Source organism: Variovorax sp. LjRoot175, assembly GCF_964253805.1.
Taxonomy (GTDB): Bacteria; Pseudomonadota; Gammaproteobacteria; order Burkholderiales; family Burkholderiaceae_C; genus Variovorax.
Map to the genome: position 1 here is coordinate 4003166 of NZ_CAXURY020000001.1, position 18717 is coordinate 4021882.

20 protein-coding genes are annotated in these 18717 nt (G+C 68.6%); 13 read left to right on the plus strand and 7 right to left on the minus strand.

Going from position 1 to position 18717, the window contains the following annotated elements:
• Positions 1–47: 47 nt before the first annotated feature.
• A complete protein-coding gene (locus ACSQ89_RS19875) occupies positions 48–569 on the plus strand; it encodes a hypothetical protein (protein ID WP_093103083.1) in 522 nt (173 codons plus the stop codon).
• Here the strand turns inward: ACSQ89_RS19875 and ACSQ89_RS19880 are convergent.
• Together ACSQ89_RS19880 and ACSQ89_RS19885 are read right to left on the minus strand one after the other, a co-directional pair.
• Entirely contained in the window at positions 559–1383 is an 825-nt protein-coding gene (locus ACSQ89_RS19880) for an alpha/beta fold hydrolase (RefSeq protein ID WP_093103081.1), read from the minus strand. The genes ACSQ89_RS19875 and ACSQ89_RS19880 overlap by 11 nt on opposite strands.
• 107 nt (positions 1384–1490) lie before the next feature.
• A complete protein-coding gene (locus ACSQ89_RS19885; protein WP_436291000.1) occupies positions 1491–1679 on the minus strand; it encodes a hypothetical protein in 189 nt (62 codons plus the stop codon).
• Between the two features lie 166 nt (positions 1680–1845).
• Between ACSQ89_RS19885 and ACSQ89_RS19890 the strand changes: the two genes are divergently transcribed.
• The 6 genes from ACSQ89_RS19890 to ACSQ89_RS19915 all read left to right on the plus strand — a co-directional run bounded on the left by ACSQ89_RS19890 (position 1846) and on the right by ACSQ89_RS19915 (position 7415).
• A complete protein-coding gene (locus ACSQ89_RS19890; RefSeq protein WP_170855489.1) occupies positions 1846–2175 on the plus strand; it encodes a thrombospondin type 3 repeat-containing protein in 330 nt (109 codons plus the stop codon).
• Positions 2176–2298: 123 nt separating this feature from the next.
• Complete coding sequence (locus tag ACSQ89_RS19895) at positions 2299–3093, plus strand: SDR family NAD(P)-dependent oxidoreductase (protein WP_436290999.1); 795 nt, start codon at positions 2299–2301, stop codon at positions 3091–3093.
• A 15-nt stretch (positions 3094–3108) separates the two neighbouring features.
• Positions 3109–3642 carry an SRPBCC family protein gene (locus ACSQ89_RS19900; protein WP_436290998.1) on the plus strand — a complete coding sequence of 178 codons (534 nt, stop codon included), beginning with the start codon at positions 3109–3111 and terminating at the stop codon, positions 3640–3642.
• A complete protein-coding gene (locus ACSQ89_RS19905; protein WP_436290997.1) occupies positions 3639–5099 on the plus strand; it encodes an MFS transporter in 1461 nt (486 codons plus the stop codon). Before ACSQ89_RS19900 ends, ACSQ89_RS19905 begins: the two co-directional genes overlap by 4 nt.
• A gap of 151 nt (positions 5100–5250) precedes the next feature.
• Entirely contained in the window at positions 5251–7032 is a 1782-nt protein-coding gene (locus ACSQ89_RS19910) for an IS1634 family transposase (protein ID WP_436296001.1), read from the plus strand.
• Between the two features lie 161 nt (positions 7033–7193).
• Positions 7194–7415 carry a hypothetical protein gene (locus ACSQ89_RS19915; RefSeq protein WP_093103074.1) on the plus strand — a complete coding sequence of 74 codons (222 nt, stop codon included), beginning with the start codon at positions 7194–7196 and terminating at the stop codon, positions 7413–7415.
• On the opposite strand, the gene ACSQ89_RS19920 is transcribed toward ACSQ89_RS19915, so the two are convergent.
• Complete coding sequence (locus ACSQ89_RS19920; RefSeq protein WP_436290996.1) at positions 7416–8645, minus strand: NAD(P)/FAD-dependent oxidoreductase; 1230 nt, start codon at positions 8643–8645, stop codon at positions 7416–7418. It abuts the gene before it with no gap.
• A 65-nt stretch (positions 8646–8710) separates the two neighbouring features.
• On the opposite strand from ACSQ89_RS19920, the gene ACSQ89_RS19925 reads away from it, so the two are divergent.
• The 6 genes from ACSQ89_RS19925 (at position 8711) to ACSQ89_RS19950 (ending at position 15166) form a co-directional block, all read left to right on the plus strand.
• Positions 8711–9601: a LysR substrate-binding domain-containing protein gene (locus tag ACSQ89_RS19925; protein WP_436290995.1), complete on the plus strand. Its 891-nt coding sequence runs from the start codon at positions 8711–8713 to the stop codon at positions 9599–9601.
• A 79-nt stretch (positions 9602–9680) separates the two neighbouring features.
• The gene (locus ACSQ89_RS19930) at positions 9681–11675 is read left to right on the plus strand and encodes an aconitase family protein (RefSeq protein WP_436290994.1); all 1995 of its coding nucleotides are present in this window, start codon (positions 9681–9683) and stop codon (positions 11673–11675) included.
• 26 nt (positions 11676–11701) lie between these two features.
• Positions 11702–12679 carry a tripartite tricarboxylate transporter substrate binding protein gene (locus ACSQ89_RS19935; RefSeq protein WP_436291122.1) on the plus strand — a complete coding sequence of 326 codons (978 nt, stop codon included), beginning with the start codon at positions 11702–11704 and terminating at the stop codon, positions 12677–12679.
• A gap of 32 nt (positions 12680–12711) precedes the next feature.
• Positions 12712–13383: a glutathione S-transferase family protein gene (locus tag ACSQ89_RS19940; RefSeq protein ID WP_093103067.1), complete on the plus strand. Its 672-nt coding sequence runs from the start codon at positions 12712–12714 to the stop codon at positions 13381–13383.
• 29 nt (positions 13384–13412) lie between these two features.
• The gene (locus tag ACSQ89_RS19945; protein ID WP_436290993.1) at positions 13413–14279 is read left to right on the plus strand and encodes a hypothetical protein; all 867 of its coding nucleotides are present in this window, start codon (positions 13413–13415) and stop codon (positions 14277–14279) included.
• 23 nt (positions 14280–14302) lie between these two features.
• Positions 14303–15166: a RibD family protein gene (locus ACSQ89_RS19950; RefSeq protein WP_436290992.1), complete on the plus strand. Its 864-nt coding sequence runs from the start codon at positions 14303–14305 to the stop codon at positions 15164–15166.
• Positions 15167–15413: 247 nt separating this feature from the next.
• Here the strand turns inward: ACSQ89_RS19950 and ACSQ89_RS19955 are convergent, their stop codons facing one another.
• The 4 genes from ACSQ89_RS19955 to ACSQ89_RS19970 are packed head-to-tail and all read right to left on the minus strand — an operon-like array spanning position 15414 to position 18706.
• On the minus strand, positions 15414–16220 hold the full coding sequence (locus ACSQ89_RS19955; protein ID WP_436290991.1) for a class I SAM-dependent methyltransferase: 807 nt from the start codon (positions 16218–16220) through the stop codon (positions 15414–15416).
• Positions 16217–17287, minus strand: coding sequence for a glycosyltransferase family 4 protein (locus tag ACSQ89_RS19960; RefSeq protein WP_436290990.1), 1071 nt, complete (start codon positions 17285–17287; stop codon positions 16217–16219). Before ACSQ89_RS19960 ends, ACSQ89_RS19955 begins: the two co-directional genes overlap by 4 nt.
• The gene (locus ACSQ89_RS19965) at positions 17284–17682 is read right to left on the minus strand and encodes a 6-pyruvoyl trahydropterin synthase family protein (RefSeq protein ID WP_093103061.1); all 399 of its coding nucleotides are present in this window, start codon (positions 17680–17682) and stop codon (positions 17284–17286) included. The genes ACSQ89_RS19960 and ACSQ89_RS19965 overlap by 4 nt, the downstream gene beginning before the upstream one ends.
• A gap of 25 nt (positions 17683–17707) precedes the next feature.
• The gene (locus ACSQ89_RS19970; RefSeq protein ID WP_436290989.1) at positions 17708–18706 is read right to left on the minus strand and encodes a zinc-dependent alcohol dehydrogenase; all 999 of its coding nucleotides are present in this window, start codon (positions 18704–18706) and stop codon (positions 17708–17710) included.
• Between the last annotated feature and the right edge of the window lie 11 nt (positions 18707–18717).

Genomic DNA, 18717 nt, shown 5'->3' on the forward strand with positions numbered 1-18717 from the left:
GACGGCTTAATCGCTACGCTCGCGGGACTCAATCCCAGGAGCGCGCCATGTTCTACGGCCTCACGCCGCTCGGTGTCGTGCACACCGCCATCAGCCTCCTCGCGGTCGCCGCGGGCATCGTGGCCTTCTTCCGCTACAAGCAAATCACCCTGGCGACCCGCGCGGGGCAGGTCTACCTGTGGACCACCGTCCTGACCTGCCTGACCGGCTTCGGCATCTTCCAGCACGGCGGCTTCGGCAAGCCGCATGTGCTGGGCATCGCCACGCTCGTGGTGCTGGGCATTGCGGTACTGGCCGGCCGCTCGCGTGCCTTCGGCAAGGCGTCGGCCTATGTGGAAGTGGTGAGCTATTCGCTCACCTTCTTCTTCCACATGATTCCCGGCGTGACCGAGACCTTCACGCGCGTGCCGCTGGGATCTCCGGTGTTCGCCAACGCCGACGATCCCGGCCTGCAGAAGGTCATCGGCCCGATCTTCATCCTGTTCCTGATCGGCGCCTTCCTGCAGGTGCGCCGCCTGCGTGCCGCGAACCGACTGGCGGTCGCAGCTACCGGAGAGCTCAGCCCTTGATGAAAGCCAGCAGGTCGACGTTGAACTGCTCGGCGTGCGTGCTGGCCAGGCCGTGCGAAAGGCCCGGGTAGATCTTCAGCGTCGAGCCCTTGACCAGCTTGGACGACAGCATGGCCGAAGCACCGATCGGCACGATCTGGTCGTCGTCGCCATGCGCGATCAGGGTCGGCACGTCGATCTTCTTGAGGTCTTCGGTAAAGTCGGTTTCCGAGAACTGCTTGATGCAATCCAGCAGGCCCTTGTGCCCGCCCATCATGCCCTGCAGCCAGAACGAATCTCGCAAGCCCTGCGAGACCTTGGCGTTGGGCCGGTTGGCGCCGTAGAAAGGTGCGGTCAGGTCCTTGAAGAACTGCGAGCGGTCGGCCGTGACGCCGGCGCGGATGCCGTCGAAGACCTCGAGCGGCAGGCCGCCCGGATTGGCCGCCGTCTTCAGCATCAGCGGCGGCACGGCGCCCAGCAGCACGGCCTTGGCGACGCGCTTCGTGCCGTGGCGGCCGAGGTAGCGCGTCACCTCGCCGCCGCCGGTGGAATGGCCCACCATCACCGCGTCCTTGATGTCGAGCTTGTTCATCAGCTCGGCCAGGTCGTCGGCGTAGGTGTCCATGTCGTTGCCGTTCCAGGGTTGACTGGAGCGGCCGTGGCCGCGCCGGTCGTGAGCGATGACGCGAAAGCCGCGCTCGCCGAGGAACACCATCTGGGCGTCCCAGGCGTCGGCCGTCAGCGGCCAGCCGTGCGAAAAAACGACCGGCTGGCCCGTGCCCCAGTCCTTGTAGTAGATCTGCGTGCCGTCTTGGACGGTGATGATGTTGCTCATGGTTTGCTCTCCGCGGTTTGTGATGCGACGCCTTGCCAAGCGTAGACGCCGACAGGGTTCGGAAGAACCGCAGAAAGAGTAGCGCCGCTCTATGACTTTGGGGAGACTTAAAGTCCCGCGAGCCACTTGAAGCCGACGATGAGCGCCACCCCCAGCAGCGCCAGAACCACGAGCCGGCCCCAACGCACGGCACGGTGCCCCGGGGCATCGTCCAGGTCGGGTCGCGCGAGCGTGTCGAACGAGGTGTCCGGCTTGTCTCGTGCCCAGTCGTGAAAGTTGTCGCGCTCGGTGTTCATGTAATACATTATAACTACATGTAAGCAAAACTTGCAGAGCCGGCGTTAAGCCTGGCAGGGACAACACCGGGGCGACACAGGGCTATACAAGATTTCGCTTGTGCCTTACGCCTGCTTCACATGGCAGGAGCACGATGAAGGCTCCTTCCAAGCACAAGGAGCTCGCATGAGAAAGATCACTTTCACTCTTGGCGCCGCCGCCCTGCTGTCGCTCGGCGCGATCACGGCTCCGGCCCATGCTGAATACGGCGAGCGCTATCCGCACCGCGTGATCGTGGTTCCGGCGCCGCCTCCGCCGCCGCAGGTTTACTACGGGCAGCCCTATTACGGCCAGCCACAGCAGCGCTGGCACGGCGACGATCGCTGGGATTCCCGCCACCGCGGCTGGGGGGACAACGACCGCGACGGCATACCGAACCGTTACGACCGCGATCGCGACGGTGACGGCGTGCCCAATCGCTACGACCGCCGCCCGAACAACCCCTATCGCTACTAGGTAGCCTCGCGCCGGCGACGGCGCTCGACGGCGTTCCGAATACTCGTAGACGGTGCATGTGGACACCGTCCAGTATCTCTGCTAAGGTTTGTGGATGGCGTACACAAACCCGAGGAGATACGCATGCTGCTCGCCAACAAGACTGCAGTGATCCACGGCGCCGGAGGCGCCGTCGGCGGTGCCGTCGCACGCGCCTTCGCCCGAGAAGGCGCCAAGGTGTTTCTCGCCGGCCGCACGCTGGCCCGCCTCGAAGCCGTCGCAGCGGACATCGAGGCCGCGGGCGGCACGGCCGAAAGCGCGGTGGTCGATGCCCTCGATGCGCAAGCGGTCCACCGGCATGCCGATGCCGTGGCGCAGAAGGCCGGCGGCATCGACATCGCATTGAATGCCATCGGCGTTGCACACGTCCAGGGCACGCCCTTCGCAGACCTGTCGCTGCAGGACTACGAATACCCGATCACCATCTACACGCGCAGCAACTTCATAACCGCGCAGGCCGTGGCGCGGCACATGGCGAAGAAGGGTTCGGGCGTGATCCTCACCCTCTCGACGCCAGGCGCCCGCCTGCCGGGGCCCGGCTACATGGGAAACTGCGTGGCGAGCGCAGCGGTCGAGGCGATGTCCCGCCACTTGGCCGGCGAGCTCGGCGCGCAGGGCATCCGCGTCGTCTGCATGCGGCCCCATGCGATTCCCGAGGCGGTGGCGACTTCGCACACGCGTGAGGTGTTCCGTCCGCTGGCCGAACGCGCCGGCCTCAGCATCGACCAGATGCTCGCAGGCGCGGCCACCGGCACGTTGCTGAAACGTCTGCCGACGCTGGACGAGGTGGCGAACACGGCGGTGTTCCTGGCCTCCGGCTACGCCGGCGCCATCACCGGCACCGTCGCCAACCTCAGCTGCGGCTTTCTCGTCGATTGAACGGAGATTTTTTTCATGCTCAGGACCATCGTCATCGCCATCGTCGTCCTGTTGGCCGCATTGCTCGGGTGGGCGGCCACCAAGCCCGACACCTTCCGCGTCGAGCGCAGCACCACCATCAAGGCGCCGCCGGGAAAAATCCTTACCCTCATCAGCGACTTCCGCAATTGGCGCGCCTGGTCGCCCTACGAGAACCTGGAGCCGGGAATGAAAAGAACCTTGAGCGGCCCGCCCAGCGGCAAGGGCGCCGTGTACGCATGGGAAGGCGAAGGCAAGGCCGGCGCCGGACGCATGGAGATCACGGAGGTCGCGCCGGCGTCACGCGTCAAGATCCAGCTCGACTTCAGCAAGCCCTTCGAGTCCCACAACACCGCCGAATTCACGATGCAGCCCGAGGGCGATGCCACCAAGCTGACCTGGGCGATGTACGGGCCCAATCCCTACATGGCGAAGCTCATGCAGGTGTTCTTCGACATGGACACGATGGTCGGCAAGGACTTCGAGACCGGCCTCGGCAACCTCAAGACGGCCGCGGAGAAGCAAGGATGAGCCAGCACATCGAAGGTCGCCGGCGCTGGCTGGCGCTCATGGTCCTTTGCCTCGGCGTCCTGATGATCGTGCTGGACACCACGATCGTGAACGTGGCGCTGCCCTCGATCCGCACCGACCTCGGTTTCACCGAGACCTCGCTGGTCTGGGTGGTGAACGCCTACATGCTCACCTTTGGCGGCTTCCTGCTCTTGGGCGGCCGGCTGGGCGACCTGTTCGGGCATCGGCGGCTGTTCCTGCTCGGCATCACGCTGTTCACCGTCGCCTCGCTGGCCTGCGGTCTCTCGAACTCGCAAGCCCTGCTGGTCGCCGCGCGCGCGGTGCAGGGCCTGGGCGGCGCGGTGGTCTCGGCGGTCGCGCTCTCGCTGATCATGAACCTGTTCACCGAACCGGCCGAACGCGCCAAGGCGATGGGCGTCTACGGCTTCGTGTGCGCCGGCGGCGGCAGCATCGGCGTGCTGCTGGGCGGCCTCCTCACCGACGCCCTCAGCTGGCACTGGATCTTTCTCGTCAACCTGCCGATCGGTGTGGCGGTCTATGCGCTGTGCCTCGCACTGCTGCCGCACCTGCCCGGGCATGCGGCCGGCGAGAAGCTCGACGTCGGCGGCGCGGTGAGCGTCACGCTTTCATTGATGCTGGCGGTGTATGCAATCGTCAACGGCAACGAGATCGGCTGGACTTCGACGCAGACGCTGGGCCTGCTCGGCATCGCGGCGGCATTGCTGGCGGTCTTCATCGCCATCGAGGCGCGCGTGCGCCATCCGCTGATGCCGCTGCGCCTGTTCCGCCTGCGCAACGTGGCCGTCGCCAACGTGATGGGCGTGCTGTGGGCCGCCGCGATGTTCGCGTGGTTCTTCATCTCGGCGCTCTACCTGCAGCTGGTGCTGGGCTACAGCCCGATGCAGGTCGGCCTCGCCTTCCTGCCGGCCAACCTCATCATGGCAGTCTTCTCGCTCGGCCTTTCGGCCAAGCTGGTGATGCGCTTCGGCAACCGCGGGCCGCTCGCGTTCGGGCTGCTGCTGGCGGCCGCGGGACTGGCGCTGTTCGCGCGCGCGCCGGTGGACGGCAGCTTCCTGCTCGACGTGATGCCAGGCATGACGCTGCTCGGCCTCGGCGCCGGCATCGCGCTCAACCCGATGCTGCTGGTCGCGATGAGCGATGTCGCGCCGAGCGAATCGGGCCTGGCTTCGGGCATCGTCAACACGGCTTTCATGATGGGCGGCGCATTGGGCCTCGCGGTGCTCGCGAGCCTTGCCTCGGCGCGCACCGACCGCCTCACGGGCTCCGGGGCGCATGCGCTGGCCGCGCTCAATGGCGGCTATCACGTGGCCTTCATCGTCGGCGCCGTCTTCGCGGCCGCGGCGGCCTTGCTCGGCGCCTTGCTGCTGCGTGCCGGATCGCTGTCGCCAGAAACCGAAGAGGAAAAAGAGCCGGTCGGCGCCGCACGCACCAGCTAGCCCATCTTTCTCAACTCAACCCCGATTTCGACGATTTTGGGGGTGTTGAGCGACGCAAGTGCTTGATGCGTATAGGGGTGACGCGGCAAAACGCTTGTGGTGGAGACCTTGGTCCTTGGCGTGCGGGCGAGCGGTTCCTAAACTGCGGCGCATGTTTCTGCGCTGCAACCGACGCCTGAAGGACGGCAAGACGCACGATTACTGGAGCGTGGTGGAGAACCGCCGACTGGCCGATGGTCGTGTGGTGCAAAGGCAGGTGCTCTACCTGGGCGAGATCAACGCGAGCCAGCGCGAAGCCTGGCGCAAGACCATCGAAGTGCACGACGAGGGAACCAGGCGCCAAGTGGCGCTGTTCCCGGCCGGCTCGATGCCCGCCGATGACGCGAATGCGGTGGGTATCCGTCTGGACGAACTGCGCCTCGAACGCCCGCGCCAGTGGGGCGCGTGCTGGCTGTCATGCGTGTTGTGGCAGCAACTCGAACTCGACGCCTTCTGGAGCGCTCGGCTGCCGCCCTCGCGCGAAGGCACCCCGTGGCTGCAGGTGCTGCAAACGCTGGTGGCCTACCGGCTGATCGATCCTGGCAGTGAATGGCGCTTGCACCGTCACTGGTTCGACGCCAGCGCGATGGCCGATCTGCTGCACGCCGACTTCGCGTTGGCCGAGAAGAACACGCTGTACCGTTGCCTGGACAAGCTCACAGCGCACAAGGACGAACTGTTCAAGTTCCTGTGCCGGCGCTGGGGCGAGCTGTTCGGCGCGAAGTTCGACGTGCTGCTGTACGACCTGACCAGCACCTACTTCGAGAGCGATGCGCAGCGCAGCGAGCACGACAAGCGCCAGTACGGCTACAGCCGCGACAAGCGAGGCGACTGCCGCCAGGTGGTGATCGCGCTGATCGTCACCCCTGAAGGCTTCCCGCTGAGCTACGAGGTGCTCTCGGGCAACACGGCCGACTCAACGACGCTTGGCGACTTCCTCGATCGCATCGAGCAGCGCTACGGCCGAGCCAACCGGATCTGGGTGATGGACCGCGGCGTGCCCACCGAAGACAGCCTGGCACAGATGCGCCGCATGGGAGCGTCGTATCTCGTGGGCACCCCCAAGGGGCGGCTGAGCAAGCTCGAGCAAGGCTTCCTCGCACAGCCGTGGCAGCGCGTGCGCGAAGGCGTCGATGTCAAGCGCCTGGCCGGTGACGAAGACACCTACGTGCTGGCGCAAAGTGCAGCACGCATCGACAAGGAGCGTGCGATGCGGCAACGCCGCCTGCGCCGCTACGTGCAGCGCCTGCAGGCCTTGCAGGGCCAGGCGCTCACGCGCGATCAACTGCTCATGAAGCTCGGCGCAGCCAAGCACGACGCCGGGCGCGCCGCCCATCTGGTCACGGTTCAGCTGCCCGAGGCCAGCAGCAGTTCCAAGACAGCATCCTTCGAGTTCGAACTCGATCGCGCCCGGCTGCGCCAGGTGCGCCGCCGTGAAGGGCGCTATCTGCTGCGCACCAACCTCGCAGCGCACGATCCCGCGCAGCTGTGGACGTTCTACATCCAGCTCACCGAGGTCGAGCAGGCGTTCAAGGAGCTCAAGCACGACCTGGCCGTACGCCCGATCTACCACTCCAGCGAGAAGCGCATCGAGGCCCACATCTTCGTGGCCTTCCTCGCCTACTGCCTGCAGGTCACCTTGAAGGCCCAACTCAAGCGCCTGGCGCACGGCATCACGCCTGCGGAGGTCATCGCCAAGTTCAAGACCATGCAGATGGTGGACGTGCACCTGCCCACCACCGACGGCAGAGAGCTCGTGCTGTCGCGATATACCCAGCCCGAGGCCGATCACCGCATGCTGCTGGACCTGCTGCGGCTGAAGCTGCCCGATCAACCCCCGCCGAAGATCACTGCCAAACACGCCCGCATCACTGCCCAACCCATCCCGCTGTAGTGGAGACCTTCGAGCTCGTGCTGAATCAAATCAAGCACTTAGCCGGCTTCGCACCTGCCAGTTGAGAAAGACGGGCTAGAACCGCCAGTCGATGTAACCGGCGCGACGATCGGTCTTCGCCTACAGAAATCGAGGACCTCGGCGCCCAGGATGAGGGGGCCATGAAAAATCCGATCAAACTCACCATCGATGAGCCGGTGCCCGGATCCTTCGTCTGGACGCTGCTCGAAACCGACACCGACGGCGCGCCGCGGAAGGTTCTGAAATCGGCGGAATACGACGCCGACACTTACGAGGCCGCGCTAGCGGCCGGAACCCGCGTGATGGATGCCGAGCTGCGCAGGAGCGCTGCGCCCCCGCGGCGCCGCAGCATGACGAACTGATCAGGCCAGGTGCGTCTTCAGGGGCACGGCGGAGTCTGCCGCAACCGCCGGGTCCGGGCTGCGTCCGGCTTCCAGCAGCTTGCGGCTCATCATGTGGTCTACCGGCGCATTGACCGACTCGACGCAGCGCAGCACGCCGTCCACGTAGTGCAGCAGCGAGAACGAAGCCGGATTGGCGCCCGGGCGCCGCACCATGCTCGCGCCGGCCGTGCCTTCGGCGGGGACCAGCCCGGCCATCTGCAAGCGCAGGCTGCCCTGATCCGACCAGAACCACGGCACCGCGTCGTGCGGACGGGCCGCGCCGGTCAGGGTGGCGACGGCCGTGCGCGCCTGGTCATTGGCGTTCTGCACCGACTCCAGCCGCAAGGCCTGGCCTGCGCGCCGATCCGGAAAGCGCGTGCAGTCGCCGACCGCGAGCACGGCCTCGTCGCTGGTCTGCATGTAGGCGTCGACCACGATGCCATCGGCGCACTCCAGCCCGGCGGCCTGCGCGAGCGCGGTCTCGGGCACGGCGCCGATGCCGAGCAGCATCAGGTCGACCGGCTGCGCCACGCCGTCGAGCTCGATCGCCGCGAGACGCCGGCCCTCGGTCTGCCAGGCGCCGCATTGCACGCCGGTGCGGATGTCCATGCCCGCGGCGCGATGGGTCGCGAGCACATGCTCGGACAAGGCGGGCGACACGGCCCGGCTCAAGAGCCGCGGCGCGCTTTCCAGAACGCTCACGCGCTTGCCGAGCGCCAGCGCCGTCGCCGCCACTTCGAGGCCGATGAACCCGCCGCCGAGCACCGTGACGTGCTCTGCCGCCATCAGCATCGAGCGCAGCTGCGCGGCCTCATCGGCGGCACGCAGCAGCGCGACGTTCTCCAGCCCCACCAGCGCCGGCAACCGTCGTGCGCGGGTGCCGGTCGCGAGCACCAGCCGCTCCCAGCCGAGCACGGTGCCTGAACGCAGCGTGACGGTGCGCGCCGCGCGATCGATCACAAGCGCCGGGTCGCCCAGGTGCATCGTGATCCCGGCCTCGGCATACCACGCCTCGGCGCGGTGGAGCTGCGGCGCCTCGTCCGGACTCTTGAGGAAGGTCTTGGACAGCGGCGGCCGGTGATAGGGGATCGAGCTCTCTTCGCACACCAGGTGCACGCGGGCGCCCTGCCCCGCCTCCGCCAGGCCGGCGCACAGCTGTGCCGCGGCATGGCCGCCGCCGATGATCACGATGTCTCTGCTTGAATGCATGGTTGGCTTTTTCGTTGATGCCTGCAGATTCTCGCTCGGCGGGCCGCGCCCTTAGGATGCGCGGCATGACCCGCCGCATCGATGCCTACAGCCTGCGACTCTTCGTCTCGACGGCGCGCGCCGGCTCCATCGTGCGCGGCGCGGCGCTCGAGCACATCGCGCCCTCGGCGCTGAGCCGGCGCATCGCCGATCTCGAGCACGCCTTCGGCACTGCCCTTTTCGTGCGCTCGCCGCGCGGCATCGCGCTCACCGATGCGGGCCGCCTCGTGCTCGAGCGCGGGCAGCAGATCGACAACGACCTGCAGTCGCTGGTGCGCGAGGTGCAAATCGAGGGTGACGAAGTGCGCGGCACGGTCAGGCTCTACGCCAACATGTCGGCCGTGATCGGCTTCCTGCCCGAACGTCTGCAGGCCTTCATGGCCCGGTATCCGCGCGTCCAGATCTCGCTGCATGAAGAAGACACGCGCGACGTCATCCGCGCCTGCCTCGACGACCGTGCCGACGTCGGCGTGGGCGTGGAGGCGCCGGTACCCGCCGGGCTCGATGCCTGGCGCTTCGCGACCGATCCGCTGCAGGTGGTGCTGCCCGCTGGTCATGCGCTGGCCAAACGAAAGGCCGTCGGCTTCGCCGAGCTGCTGGACCATCCGCTGATCGGCGTCCACCAGGGCGGCGCGCTCGACCGCTGCCTGCACGAACGTGCCCAGGCGCTGCAAAAAAAACCTTTTGCGCCCACCGTGTCGGTCAGCAGCTTCGATGCGGTCTGCCGCATGGTCGAGGCGGGCCTGGGCATTGCGGTGGTTCCGCAAAGCGCCGCCGCGGCCTATGCCGGCAGCCCGCGCTTCGTGCGCCGGCCGCTCGACGAAGCGTGGGCGGCGCGCGAGCTGCATCTCTACGCGCTGCGCAAGACGCCAAGGCCGCGCTCGGTCGCGGCATTGATCGACGCGCTGCGCGGGTAAGTCCCCATCTCGCATTTCGCGAGAGCCCCTGTGCCGCCTTGGCGCTTTTCGGCCCGAGGGCCTGACGCGAAGATCAGGCATGCCAGCCCTTGCGCCAGCTTCCGACGATCTTCCGGCGCTTCGCTTCGCGCCCAGGCTGCTCTTCTTGAGCAGCTCACCCGAAGTCGTCGAACAATGCCTGCGCGGCGAAACGCCGGCACTGGCGGAAGCCATGCCCTTGCGCGACGACATCTCGACCGACGAGATCACACCGCTGCCCATCCTCACCCATTACGACGACAAGCTCGGCCGCTACCCCTACACCGGCTTCAAGACCGGTGACCGCCTGCCCGTCGGCACCGATGCGGTCCGCGCGAGCGGCATCGAGGTAGTGGTCGCGGGCAGGCGCTACGGCAAGGGCTCGTCGCGCGAGCACAGCCCCGCGGCCGAGAAACTGGCCGGCGTGCGGCTCGTGATCGGGGAGAGCTTCGAGCGCATCTACCGCCAGAACGCCGACAACATCGGCCTCTTCACCTCCACCGATTTCGGGCTGGTCGAACGCATCCGCGCCGGCGAGGCGATTCCGCTCGCCGAACTCGTCGCCGGCCGCGATGCGCTCGCCGCGGCCATCCTGCAAAGCGGCGGCCTGCTGCGCTTCGGCCAGCACTTCATGTGCCGCATCCGGAGCGCCGAGGGCGCGCCGCCCGAGCGGCCACGCACGCTGTTCGAGAAGATCGTGGCCCGCCATGCGCTCGCGACCGAGCTCACCGAGGCGCACCCGGCGCCCGGCGACGGCGCCTTCGTACGTGCCGACTGGCGCTTCATCCACGAGTACTACACCGGCATGGCGGCGCACATGCTGCATGCGACCTTCCGCAAGCCGTTGAACCTGCACGAGCCGGCATCGATCGTGGTGTTCGAGGACCACACCTCCTACGTCGAGGAAAGCCCGACCCACGTGCGCGGCGGCCTGGTGCCCAACGTGCACCGCATGGTCGAGGCGCAGCGCGAATTCGCGGCCGCGTACGGCCTGCGCTCGCACCGCACCCTGACCGAGGAGGAGGCGCGCACCGACGACGGCAGCAACATCGCCGGCATCTCGCACGCGATGATGGCCGAGCGCTACGCGCTGCCGGGCCAGGTCGTGGTCGGCACCGACTCGCACACGCCGCACAGCGGCGCGCTGGGCTGCGTGGCATTCGGCGTCGGCACTACCGACATGGCCAATGCCTTCGTGACCGGCGCGCTGCGGCTCACCGTGCCGCAGTCGCTGCACATCGTGTTCGACGGCGCGCTGCGGCCCGGCGTGACCGCCAAGGACATCGTGCTGCACCTGCTGGCCGAGCCGCGCATCCGCGCCGGCGGCGGCGTGGGCCGGGTGTTCGAATTCACCGGCGAGGTGGTCGCGCAGCTGTCGACCGACGAGCGCGCGACGCTCACCAACATGACGGCCGAGCTCGGAGGCTTCACCGGCATCGTCGCGCCCGACGCGGAAACGGTGCGCTTCCTGCGCGAGCGGCGCGGCATCGACTTCGTGCTCGAGCCGTGGATGCGCAGCGATGCGGACGCGGTCTATGCGGAGACGATCCGCGTCGATTGCACCGCGGTGCCGCCGATGGTGGCCCGCCCTGGCGACCCCGGCAACGGGCTGCCGCTGGCGGCGCTCGAGGAGCCGGTGCGCATCGACATCGCCTACGGCGGCTCCTGCACCGCGGGCAAGCGCGAAGACTTCGACCACTATCACGAGGTGCTGCGCTGGGCGGCCGACCGCGGCCTGCGCGTGCCGGATCGCGTGTCGCTCTACCTCCAATTCGGCACGACCGCGGTGCGCGACCACTGCGCGGCGCGCGGCTACCTCGATGCCTTCGCGCGGGTCGGTGCGCGCATCCTGCAACCGTCGTGCGGCGCCTGCGGCAACTGCGGCCCGGGCACCTCGGTGCGCAAGGAAGAGGTCACCGTGAGCGCGATCAACCGCAACTTTCCGGGCCGCGGCGGACCGGGCCAGGTCTGGCTCGCGAGCCCGCCGACCGTGGCCGCGAGCGCCATCGCAGGCGAGCTGCTGTCCTTCGAGGAACTGCGACGCCGGCATCCATGAAACAAGACAAGGAGACACACGTGACGATGATGAAAGCCCCCCTGATCCGCCGCATCGCGGCATCGCTCGCCAGCGCCGCCTTGGCGACCGCAGCGCTCGCCCAGGCACCGGCCTCCGACAAGCCGATCCGCATGGTCGTGCCGCTGGCGGCCGGCTCCACCGTGGACGCGGTCGCGCGCGCCATCGGCCCGTCCTTCGGCAAGGCCGCGGGCCATCCGGTCGTGGTCGAGAACATCGCCGGCGCCGGCGGCATCCCAGGCACCACGCAGATCGTGAAGGCGCCGAAGGACGGCCTCACGCTCGGCATGATCTCGTCGAACCACGTGATCAACCCGGGCATCTACAAGACCGTGCCCTACGACACGCTGAAGGACATCACGCCGATCGCGGTGATCGCCACCGTGCCGCTGGTGCTGGTGGTGCACCCCTCGGTACCGGCGAAGAACGTCAAGGAACTGATCGCGCTCGCCAAGGCCAAGCCCGGCACGCTCAACTTCGGCTCGGCCGGCAACGGCAGCACGCTGCACCTGGCCGGCGAGCTGCTGGTCAGCGAGACCGGCATCGAGATGAAGCATGTGCCCTACCGCGGCACCGGCGCGCTCGTCACCGACCTGATCGGTGGCCAGGTGCAGCTGGGCTTCGTGTCGGTGTCGCAGGTGGCGCCGCAGATCAAGGCCGGCACGCTGCGCGCGCTGGCCGTGTCGACGCCCACGCGTTCCGGCGCGCTGCCCGAGGTCCCGACCGCGGCGGAGGCCGGCGTGCCCGGCTACAGCTTCGACGCATGGATCGCGCTGATCGGGCCGGCCGGGCTGCCGAAGAACATCGTCGACGGCTACAGCGGCGCGATGAAGACCGCGCTGGCCTCGCCCGAGGCGCAGAACGCGATCGCCGGCCAGGGGCTCATGGTGCTGAACACCGGCCCCGACGCGGCGCCGGCCTTCTTCCAGGCCGAGCTGAGCAAGCACCAGAAGCTGGTAAAGCAATCCGGAGCAACGCTCGATTGAATGGGCTGCGGACGCGGGTAGAGTCGGCCCAAATGGTCGTCCTCTACCACTGCGTCAGCGCCCGCTCCTTCCGCCCGCTGTGGATGCTCGAAGAGTTGGGCGCACCTTACGAGCTGCGCATGCTGCCCTTCCCGCCGCGCGCGCTGCAGCGCAGCTACCTCGAGATCAATCCGCTCGGCACCATTCCCTACCTCATTGACGGCGAGACGCGGATGACGGAGTCGGCCGCGATCTGCCAGTACCTGGCCGAGCGCTTCGACCCGGACAACCTGCACGGCCTGGCCGTTCGCCCCCACGAGCCCGGCTTCGGCGCCTGGCTCAATGGGTTGCACCAGGGCGAAGCCACGCTGACCTTCCCCCAGACCATCGTGCTGCGCTACGGCCGCTTCGAGCCCGACGAGCGCAAGCTGCCGCAGGCGGCCGAGGACTACACGCGATGGTTCCTGGCACGGCTGCGCGGCATCGATGCGGTGCTGCAGCAGGAAGACTTCCTCAGCGCGGGACGCTTCACCGCCGCCGACATCTCGGTCGGCTATGCGCTGATGCTGGCCAGCAAGCTGGACCTGGTTGCGCAGCTTCCGGCCGCCGTTGCCGCCTACTGGCAACGCCTGCAGCAGCGCGACGGCTTCAGGCGCGCCCTCGACGCGCAGCACGATGCGGCCCTGGCACAGGGCGTTTCGCCCCAAGATGCCAGCGTTGACTGAATCGGCATTGCACCTGCATAACCGTAGGGATGGACTTCCACCACCCGCTGTTCCAGAGCCTGGCGCTGCCGCTTTGCATTGCATTCGCGGCGACGGGGTTTCTGCGCGGCGTGCTGGGCCCGGTCCAGGCCGCGCGCTGGGCCGCAGTGGGCGTCGCGGTGGCGATCGTCGGCACGGTGCTGTGGGTGCTGGGCTGGCGGCTGATCCCGGGCGCGCTGACCGAGAAGCTGCCGTGGGTCTATGCGGCGGCTGCGCTGCTTGGCCTCGGCCTCGAAGCCATGCGCGCCGGCCGGCGCGCGCAGTGGCTGGCAGCCGGCATCCTGTGGGCCCTGGTGCTGGCGATCCTGGCCTGGCAGCCGCTGCCGCTCAAGATCGGCATCTGGCTGCTGGGTCTGGCGGTGATCCGCGCCGTGTTGAAGGAAACCCCGCGGCGCGCCGATGCGATCGCGATGCTCGTGCTCGCGAGCTTCGGGCTGGCGGCGCTCGCGATGATGTCCGGCTCTGCCCTGCTGTTCGAGCTGAGCCTCGGGCTGGGCGCCGCGCTGGCGGGCTGCGCGCTGTGGCTCTGGCCTGTGGGGCGCATCGCTTTCGGCGCCAGCGGCGCGGTCGTCGCGCTGCTGGCCTGGCTGGCGCTGGCACAGGCCACGGCATTGCTGACGCCGGCCCGGCCGGGCGCGTTGCTGCTGCTGGCTGCATCCTTCACCTCCGGCTCGCTGGTGCGATGGGGACATCGGCGCCTGCGGCGCGGCGAGGGCCGCCCCTGGGTCGAAACGCTGATCGTGGCCGCGGTGGCCGCCTTGTGGGTTGCAGCCGCGCTGGCATTGGCGCATTGGGGCGGCGGGGTCGACGGGCCCGCCGCTAACATGGACGATCCCTACTACAAGCCCAGGTGGTGAATGCCCGCAACCCGCGCCCGCTCATGAGCTCGACCCAACCCCGCAGCTTCGGCATGGAAGCGCTGTGGCCGCTGTGTCTGGACATCGTCCGGCGTCGCCGCAGCGGGGAGCCGCCGGCGACGCCACTGGTGCCGGGCGAGGATTGGGACGACGAAGCTGTCGAGCTCCTGGCACTGCTACAGCCCCTGCTCGAGCGGACGGCCGAAGCCACGCCCTGGGTGATCGGCCAGTTGGGCCAGAGCCTCGACGGCTGTATCGCCACGCGGGGCGGCGACTCCAACTACGTGAACGGCGAGCAGGTGCTGCTGCACCTGCACCGGCTGCGCGCACTCAGCGATGCGGTCATCGTGGGCGCCGGCAGCGCGGCCATCGACAACCCGCAGCTCACCACGCGCCGCGTGGCGGGCGACAACCCGGTGCGCGTCGTGCTCGACCCGGCCCTGCGCCTGACGCCGACGCTGCGCGTCTTCACCGATCGCCAGGCGCCCACCCTGCTCGTGTGCGACGCGGCACGTGAAGCCGAAGCAGCGCAGCGCGTGGGTGCCGATCAGGTGCTGGGCGTGCCGGGCCTGGTGGACGCCAAGGGCGCAATGGACTTGCGCGCCCTGCTGGCCGCGCTGCAGCAGCGCGGCCTGCGCGTGCTGTTCGTCGAGGGCGGGGGTATCACGATCTCGCGCTTCATCGCGCAGGGGTGCATGGACCGCCTGCACCTCAGCGTCGCGCCGGTGCTGATCGGCGGCGGGCGTCCCGGGCTGCTGCTGCCGCAAAGCGCGGCGATGCGCGATTGCCCGCGTCCCGCAAGCCGCGTCTTTCGCATGGGGGCGGATGTGATGTGGGATCTGGATCTGCGCCTTGCTCCCTCTCCCTCTGGGAGAGGGCAGGGGTGAGGGCTGCGGCCGTGGTGGCGATGGCGCCGGTTGCTGAGCCCTCACCCTAACCCTTGTATGTAGCAAAGTAGCGGCTGGCCGAACTCGAAAAGAAGACGGAGCTTGTGGCGATGCAGCATGAGTCCTTCAGCCGCAACACGCGCAACCAGCTTCGGCAGGTTTTCGATGCGCTGCGCGAATTGATGACACCACCCGAGCCAGCCAAGCGCCCCATAGGTTTCGTGGCACCCAAGACACGAAAACCTCGCTAAGGCATCGCCAGAAGATCCACGTGCCCCACGCGCAGGCAGGTGCGATCGACAAGCGCTAACCGCCGCGCCTTCCATGCGCCGACGAGCTCGTGCGCAGCCGGTTCCTGTTCCAGCGTGGCATGAGCCATGCCTTCGATCATCGCGCGCAGCATCGCCGCCTCCTCGATGCACCAATCGCTTCGCGCCTGCGTGACGCTGTAGCCCATCGCATCGAGGCGGGCGACCGCCAGCGCAACCGCTTCGCCGCCGAGCGCGGGTCCGAGACCCTTGTCGCGCCGTTGATGGGTGGCGAACAGTTCGTGGACCTCCGCGTCGCCTGCAAGACCAGGCGCCCACGTGACACGGCCATCGACAGTCAGTGCGAAGAGCACGGCCGCATTCGCCATTCGCACATGGTTCAATAGCGCGTCGAGCCACGATGCGGACACGAGGTCCAGCAGCGCCGAGGCCGTGACGAGCCGTGCCTCGCCGAAGGGAACGGCAGCCAGCGCCTCCTCAAGATCGATGCGGAGCGGACGCGCCTTCGCATGCCACCCCGGGCCTTCGAGCGATTCCGGCAACGCCGCCAGCAGGCGCGGGTCGTGGTCGACCATCAGCCACTGCTGGGCGCCCCCCAGCCGCGGCGCCAGTTCGCGCAGATTGGCGCCGGTGCCGCAGCCCAGGTCGATCACGCGCAGGACCGGGCCGTCGCCGCGCAGCCGGGCCGCCATCGCGCGCAGATCCAGCAGCGCAGCCGACGCACTGCGCGCCGCGCGATCGAAGGGCTCGCGCAGCGCGAGCCAGTCGGCGCTGAAGCCTGTCATGCGCCTCCTGCCGGCTGCCGGAAATCGGCGAGCACCGATGCAAAGCGCGCGCCGCTCTGCTGCCATGTCGGCAGGCGGCCTCGCGCTCTTTGCGCGCCGGCCTTCAGTTGCGCCCGCCACGCAGCATCGTCCATCAGCCGCTGCAACGCGGCACGCAGCGCGATCGCGTCGCCGGGCGACACCAGCAGGCCCGCATCGGCCGGCACCGTGTCCGGAATGGCGCCCGCGCGGGTGCTGATCACCGGCAGGCCGTACGCCAGCGCCTCGGCCAGGGCCATGCCGTAACCCTCATGGAACGAGGGCAGCACGAAGGCATCGGCCTTCGCATAGAGCGCGCACAGGCCCGCCTCGTCCTGCTCGCCATGCAGCACCACGCGTTCGCGCAGGCCGTGACGTTCGATGGCCTGCATCAATGCCGATGCGCATGCGGCGTCCATGACCAGGCTGCCTGCGCAATGCAGCGTCCAGCGCCGGTCCTTCAACCCGGCCAGCGCTTCGATCAGCAGAGCATGCCCCTTGCGCGGCGTCACGGTCGCCACGCACAGCAGCGACAAGGCATCGGTGCCCGAGCCTGCGGCCAAGGGGGCCGGCTCGGTCCCGGGCTCGACCACGACGATGCGCGAATCCGGAACGTCGAAGGCTGCCAGCGCACGTGCCGTGGAAGAGCTGGTGACGATCACGCCGCGCGCACTGGCCAGCGCGCGCCGCTCGCTCTCGAACAAGGCGCGCTGCTGCGCCGCGTCGAGGCCGGTCTCCAGCGACAACGGGTGATGCACCAGCGCGATCCAGCAAAGCCGCTCCGCATGCCTTTGCGCCAGATCGGGCAGCACGCCGAAGGCGAGGCCGTCGACCACCGCCAGCGCGCCATCGGGCAAGGCATCGGCCACGCGGCCGGCCTGCGCGAGCGCTGCCGCAGCGGGCGCCGGATAGCCTTCGCCCAAGATCTGGACCTCGACCTCCCACTGCTGCGCGCGCAGGCCATCGATGACGCGGCGGTCGTAGGTGTAGCCGCCGGTGCGGGTGTTCAAGTCTCCCGGCACCAGGAAGCTGCAGCGCTTGATGGTCAAAGTGCGCCCTCGTAGGCCGCCCAGGCCACATGCGATTCGTTCAACTTCACGCGCATGCTCGCGAGGCCGCTTGCGTGGGGCCCGAGTTCGCCGGCCGCGATGCGCGCGGCAACGCGATCGAAGATCACGCGCGCCATGAATTCCGTGGTGGTGTTGCGCCCCTCGAAGGCCGGATCGTCGTCGAGGTTGCGCAGGTTGAGTTCGCCCAACACGCTGCGCAGCACCTCGGTGGCGAGCGCGATGTCGACCACCACGCCGTCGGCATCGAGCTCGGCGCGGCGCAGTTCGAGATCCACCACATAGGTCGCGCCATGCAGGCGCTGCGCGGGGCCGAAGACCTGGCCGCGAAAGCTGTGGGCAATCATGAAATGGTCGCGGACGTTGACGCTGTACATGCGAAGTCTTTCCAGGGTGAAGGGGTCAGGGATAGTCGATGCGGTGGCACAAGGTGTTCGGCGCGCCCGCGGCGAGCCGGCCGAGCACCGCCGGCAGTTCGGCGAAAGGCGCACTGTCGGTGATGAGCGCATCGAGCACCGGATCGCGCAGCAGCGACAACGCCAGCGCCATCCGGCGCCGATGGCTCCAGCGCGCGCGCTGCGCGGTGGCCACCTGGCCGACCTGCGAACTCCTGAGCGTGAGGCGCCGCGAATGGAAGGCTTCGCCCAACGGCAGCGTCACCGCGCGCTGCCCGTACCAGCTCAGTTCCAGCACCGTGGCCTCGAAGGCGGCCAGCCGCAGCGCCGTGGCCAGGCCTGCTGGGCTGCCGCTGGCATGCAGCACCAGATCGGCCTCGAGACTCGCAGCCTCCGGACTCGCAAAGACGAGGCCCAGCCGTTCCGCCACCGCACGGCGCGCGGGATTCGTGTCGATCACCTCGACCGTGCAACCGGGCATGCGCCCGGCCAGCCAGGCCACCAGCAGGCCGACCACACCTGCGCCCACGACGGCGATGCTGTCGCCGACGCGCGGTGCCGCATCCCACAGCGCATTGACTGCGGTCTCCAGGTTGGCGGCCAGCACCGCGCGCGCGGGCGGCAGGCCCTCGGGCAGCAGGTGCACGGCATCGGCCGGCACCACGTAGCGGGTCTGGTGCGGATAGAGGCAGAACACCTCGCGGCCGAGAAGCGCCTCGGGCCCCCGCTCGACCGTGCCGACACTCGCATAGCCGTACTTCACCGGCGCTGGAAATTCGCCTTCCTGGAAGGGCGCGCGCATGCGTTCGAATTCGCTGGCAGGCACCTCGCCGCCGAACACCAGCAGCTCGGTGCCGCGGCTGATGCCGCTGTGCAGCGCACGAACCTGCACCTCCTCGGGACCGGGCGCATCGAATGCAGCGCGCCGGATGCCGGCCCGGCCCGGGGCTTCGATCCAGCAGGCCCAGGACTCGGCAGAAGCAACACGGGAGAGATATGCTGGCATGCAACGGATCT

Excerpts from the sequence above, each read along its gene's own strand:
- ACSQ89_RS19900 (WP_436290998.1), top strand. The coding sequence starts at position 3,109 with ATGCTCAGGACCATCGTCATCGCCATCGTCGTCCTGTTGGCCGCATTG.
- ACSQ89_RS19955 (WP_436290991.1), bottom strand. The coding sequence starts at position 16,220 with ATGACAGGCTTCAGCGCCGACTGGCTCGCGCTGCGCGAGCCCTTCGAT.
- ACSQ89_RS19895 (WP_436290999.1), top strand. The coding sequence starts at position 2,299 with ATGCTGCTCGCCAACAAGACTGCAGTGATCCACGGCGCCGGAGGCGCC.
- ACSQ89_RS19930 (WP_436290994.1), top strand. The coding sequence starts at position 9,681 with ATGCCAGCCCTTGCGCCAGCTTCCGACGATCTTCCGGCGCTTCGCTTC.
- ACSQ89_RS19920 (WP_436290996.1), bottom strand. The coding sequence starts at position 8,645 with ATGCATTCAAGCAGAGACATCGTGATCATCGGCGGCGGCCATGCCGCG.
- ACSQ89_RS19915 (WP_093103074.1), top strand. The coding sequence starts at position 7,194 with ATGAAAAATCCGATCAAACTCACCATCGATGAGCCGGTGCCCGGATCC.
- ACSQ89_RS19950 (WP_436290992.1), top strand. The coding sequence starts at position 14,303 with ATGAGCTCGACCCAACCCCGCAGCTTCGGCATGGAAGCGCTGTGGCCG.
- ACSQ89_RS19910 (WP_436296001.1), top strand. The coding sequence starts at position 5,251 with ATGTTTCTGCGCTGCAACCGACGCCTGAAGGACGGCAAGACGCACGAT.
- ACSQ89_RS19945 (WP_436290993.1), top strand. The coding sequence starts at position 13,413 with ATGGACTTCCACCACCCGCTGTTCCAGAGCCTGGCGCTGCCGCTTTGC.
- ACSQ89_RS19965 (WP_093103061.1), bottom strand. The coding sequence starts at position 17,682 with ATGTACAGCGTCAACGTCCGCGACCATTTCATGATTGCCCACAGCTTT.
- ACSQ89_RS19885 (WP_436291000.1), bottom strand. The coding sequence starts at position 1,679 with ATGAACACCGAGCGCGACAACTTTCACGACTGGGCACGAGACAAGCCG.
- ACSQ89_RS19940 (WP_093103067.1), top strand. The coding sequence starts at position 12,712 with ATGGTCGTCCTCTACCACTGCGTCAGCGCCCGCTCCTTCCGCCCGCTG.
- ACSQ89_RS19875 (WP_093103083.1), top strand. The coding sequence starts at position 48 with ATGTTCTACGGCCTCACGCCGCTCGGTGTCGTGCACACCGCCATCAGC.
- ACSQ89_RS19880 (WP_093103081.1), bottom strand. The coding sequence starts at position 1,383 with ATGAGCAACATCATCACCGTCCAAGACGGCACGCAGATCTACTACAAG.
- ACSQ89_RS19905 (WP_436290997.1), top strand. The coding sequence starts at position 3,639 with ATGAGCCAGCACATCGAAGGTCGCCGGCGCTGGCTGGCGCTCATGGTC.
- ACSQ89_RS19890 (WP_170855489.1), top strand. The coding sequence starts at position 1,846 with ATGAGAAAGATCACTTTCACTCTTGGCGCCGCCGCCCTGCTGTCGCTC.
- ACSQ89_RS19970 (WP_436290989.1), bottom strand. The coding sequence starts at position 18,706 with ATGCCAGCATATCTCTCCCGTGTTGCTTCTGCCGAGTCCTGGGCCTGC.
- ACSQ89_RS19925 (WP_436290995.1), top strand. The coding sequence starts at position 8,711 with ATGACCCGCCGCATCGATGCCTACAGCCTGCGACTCTTCGTCTCGACG.
- ACSQ89_RS19935 (WP_436291122.1), top strand. The coding sequence starts at position 11,702 with ATGATGAAAGCCCCCCTGATCCGCCGCATCGCGGCATCGCTCGCCAGC.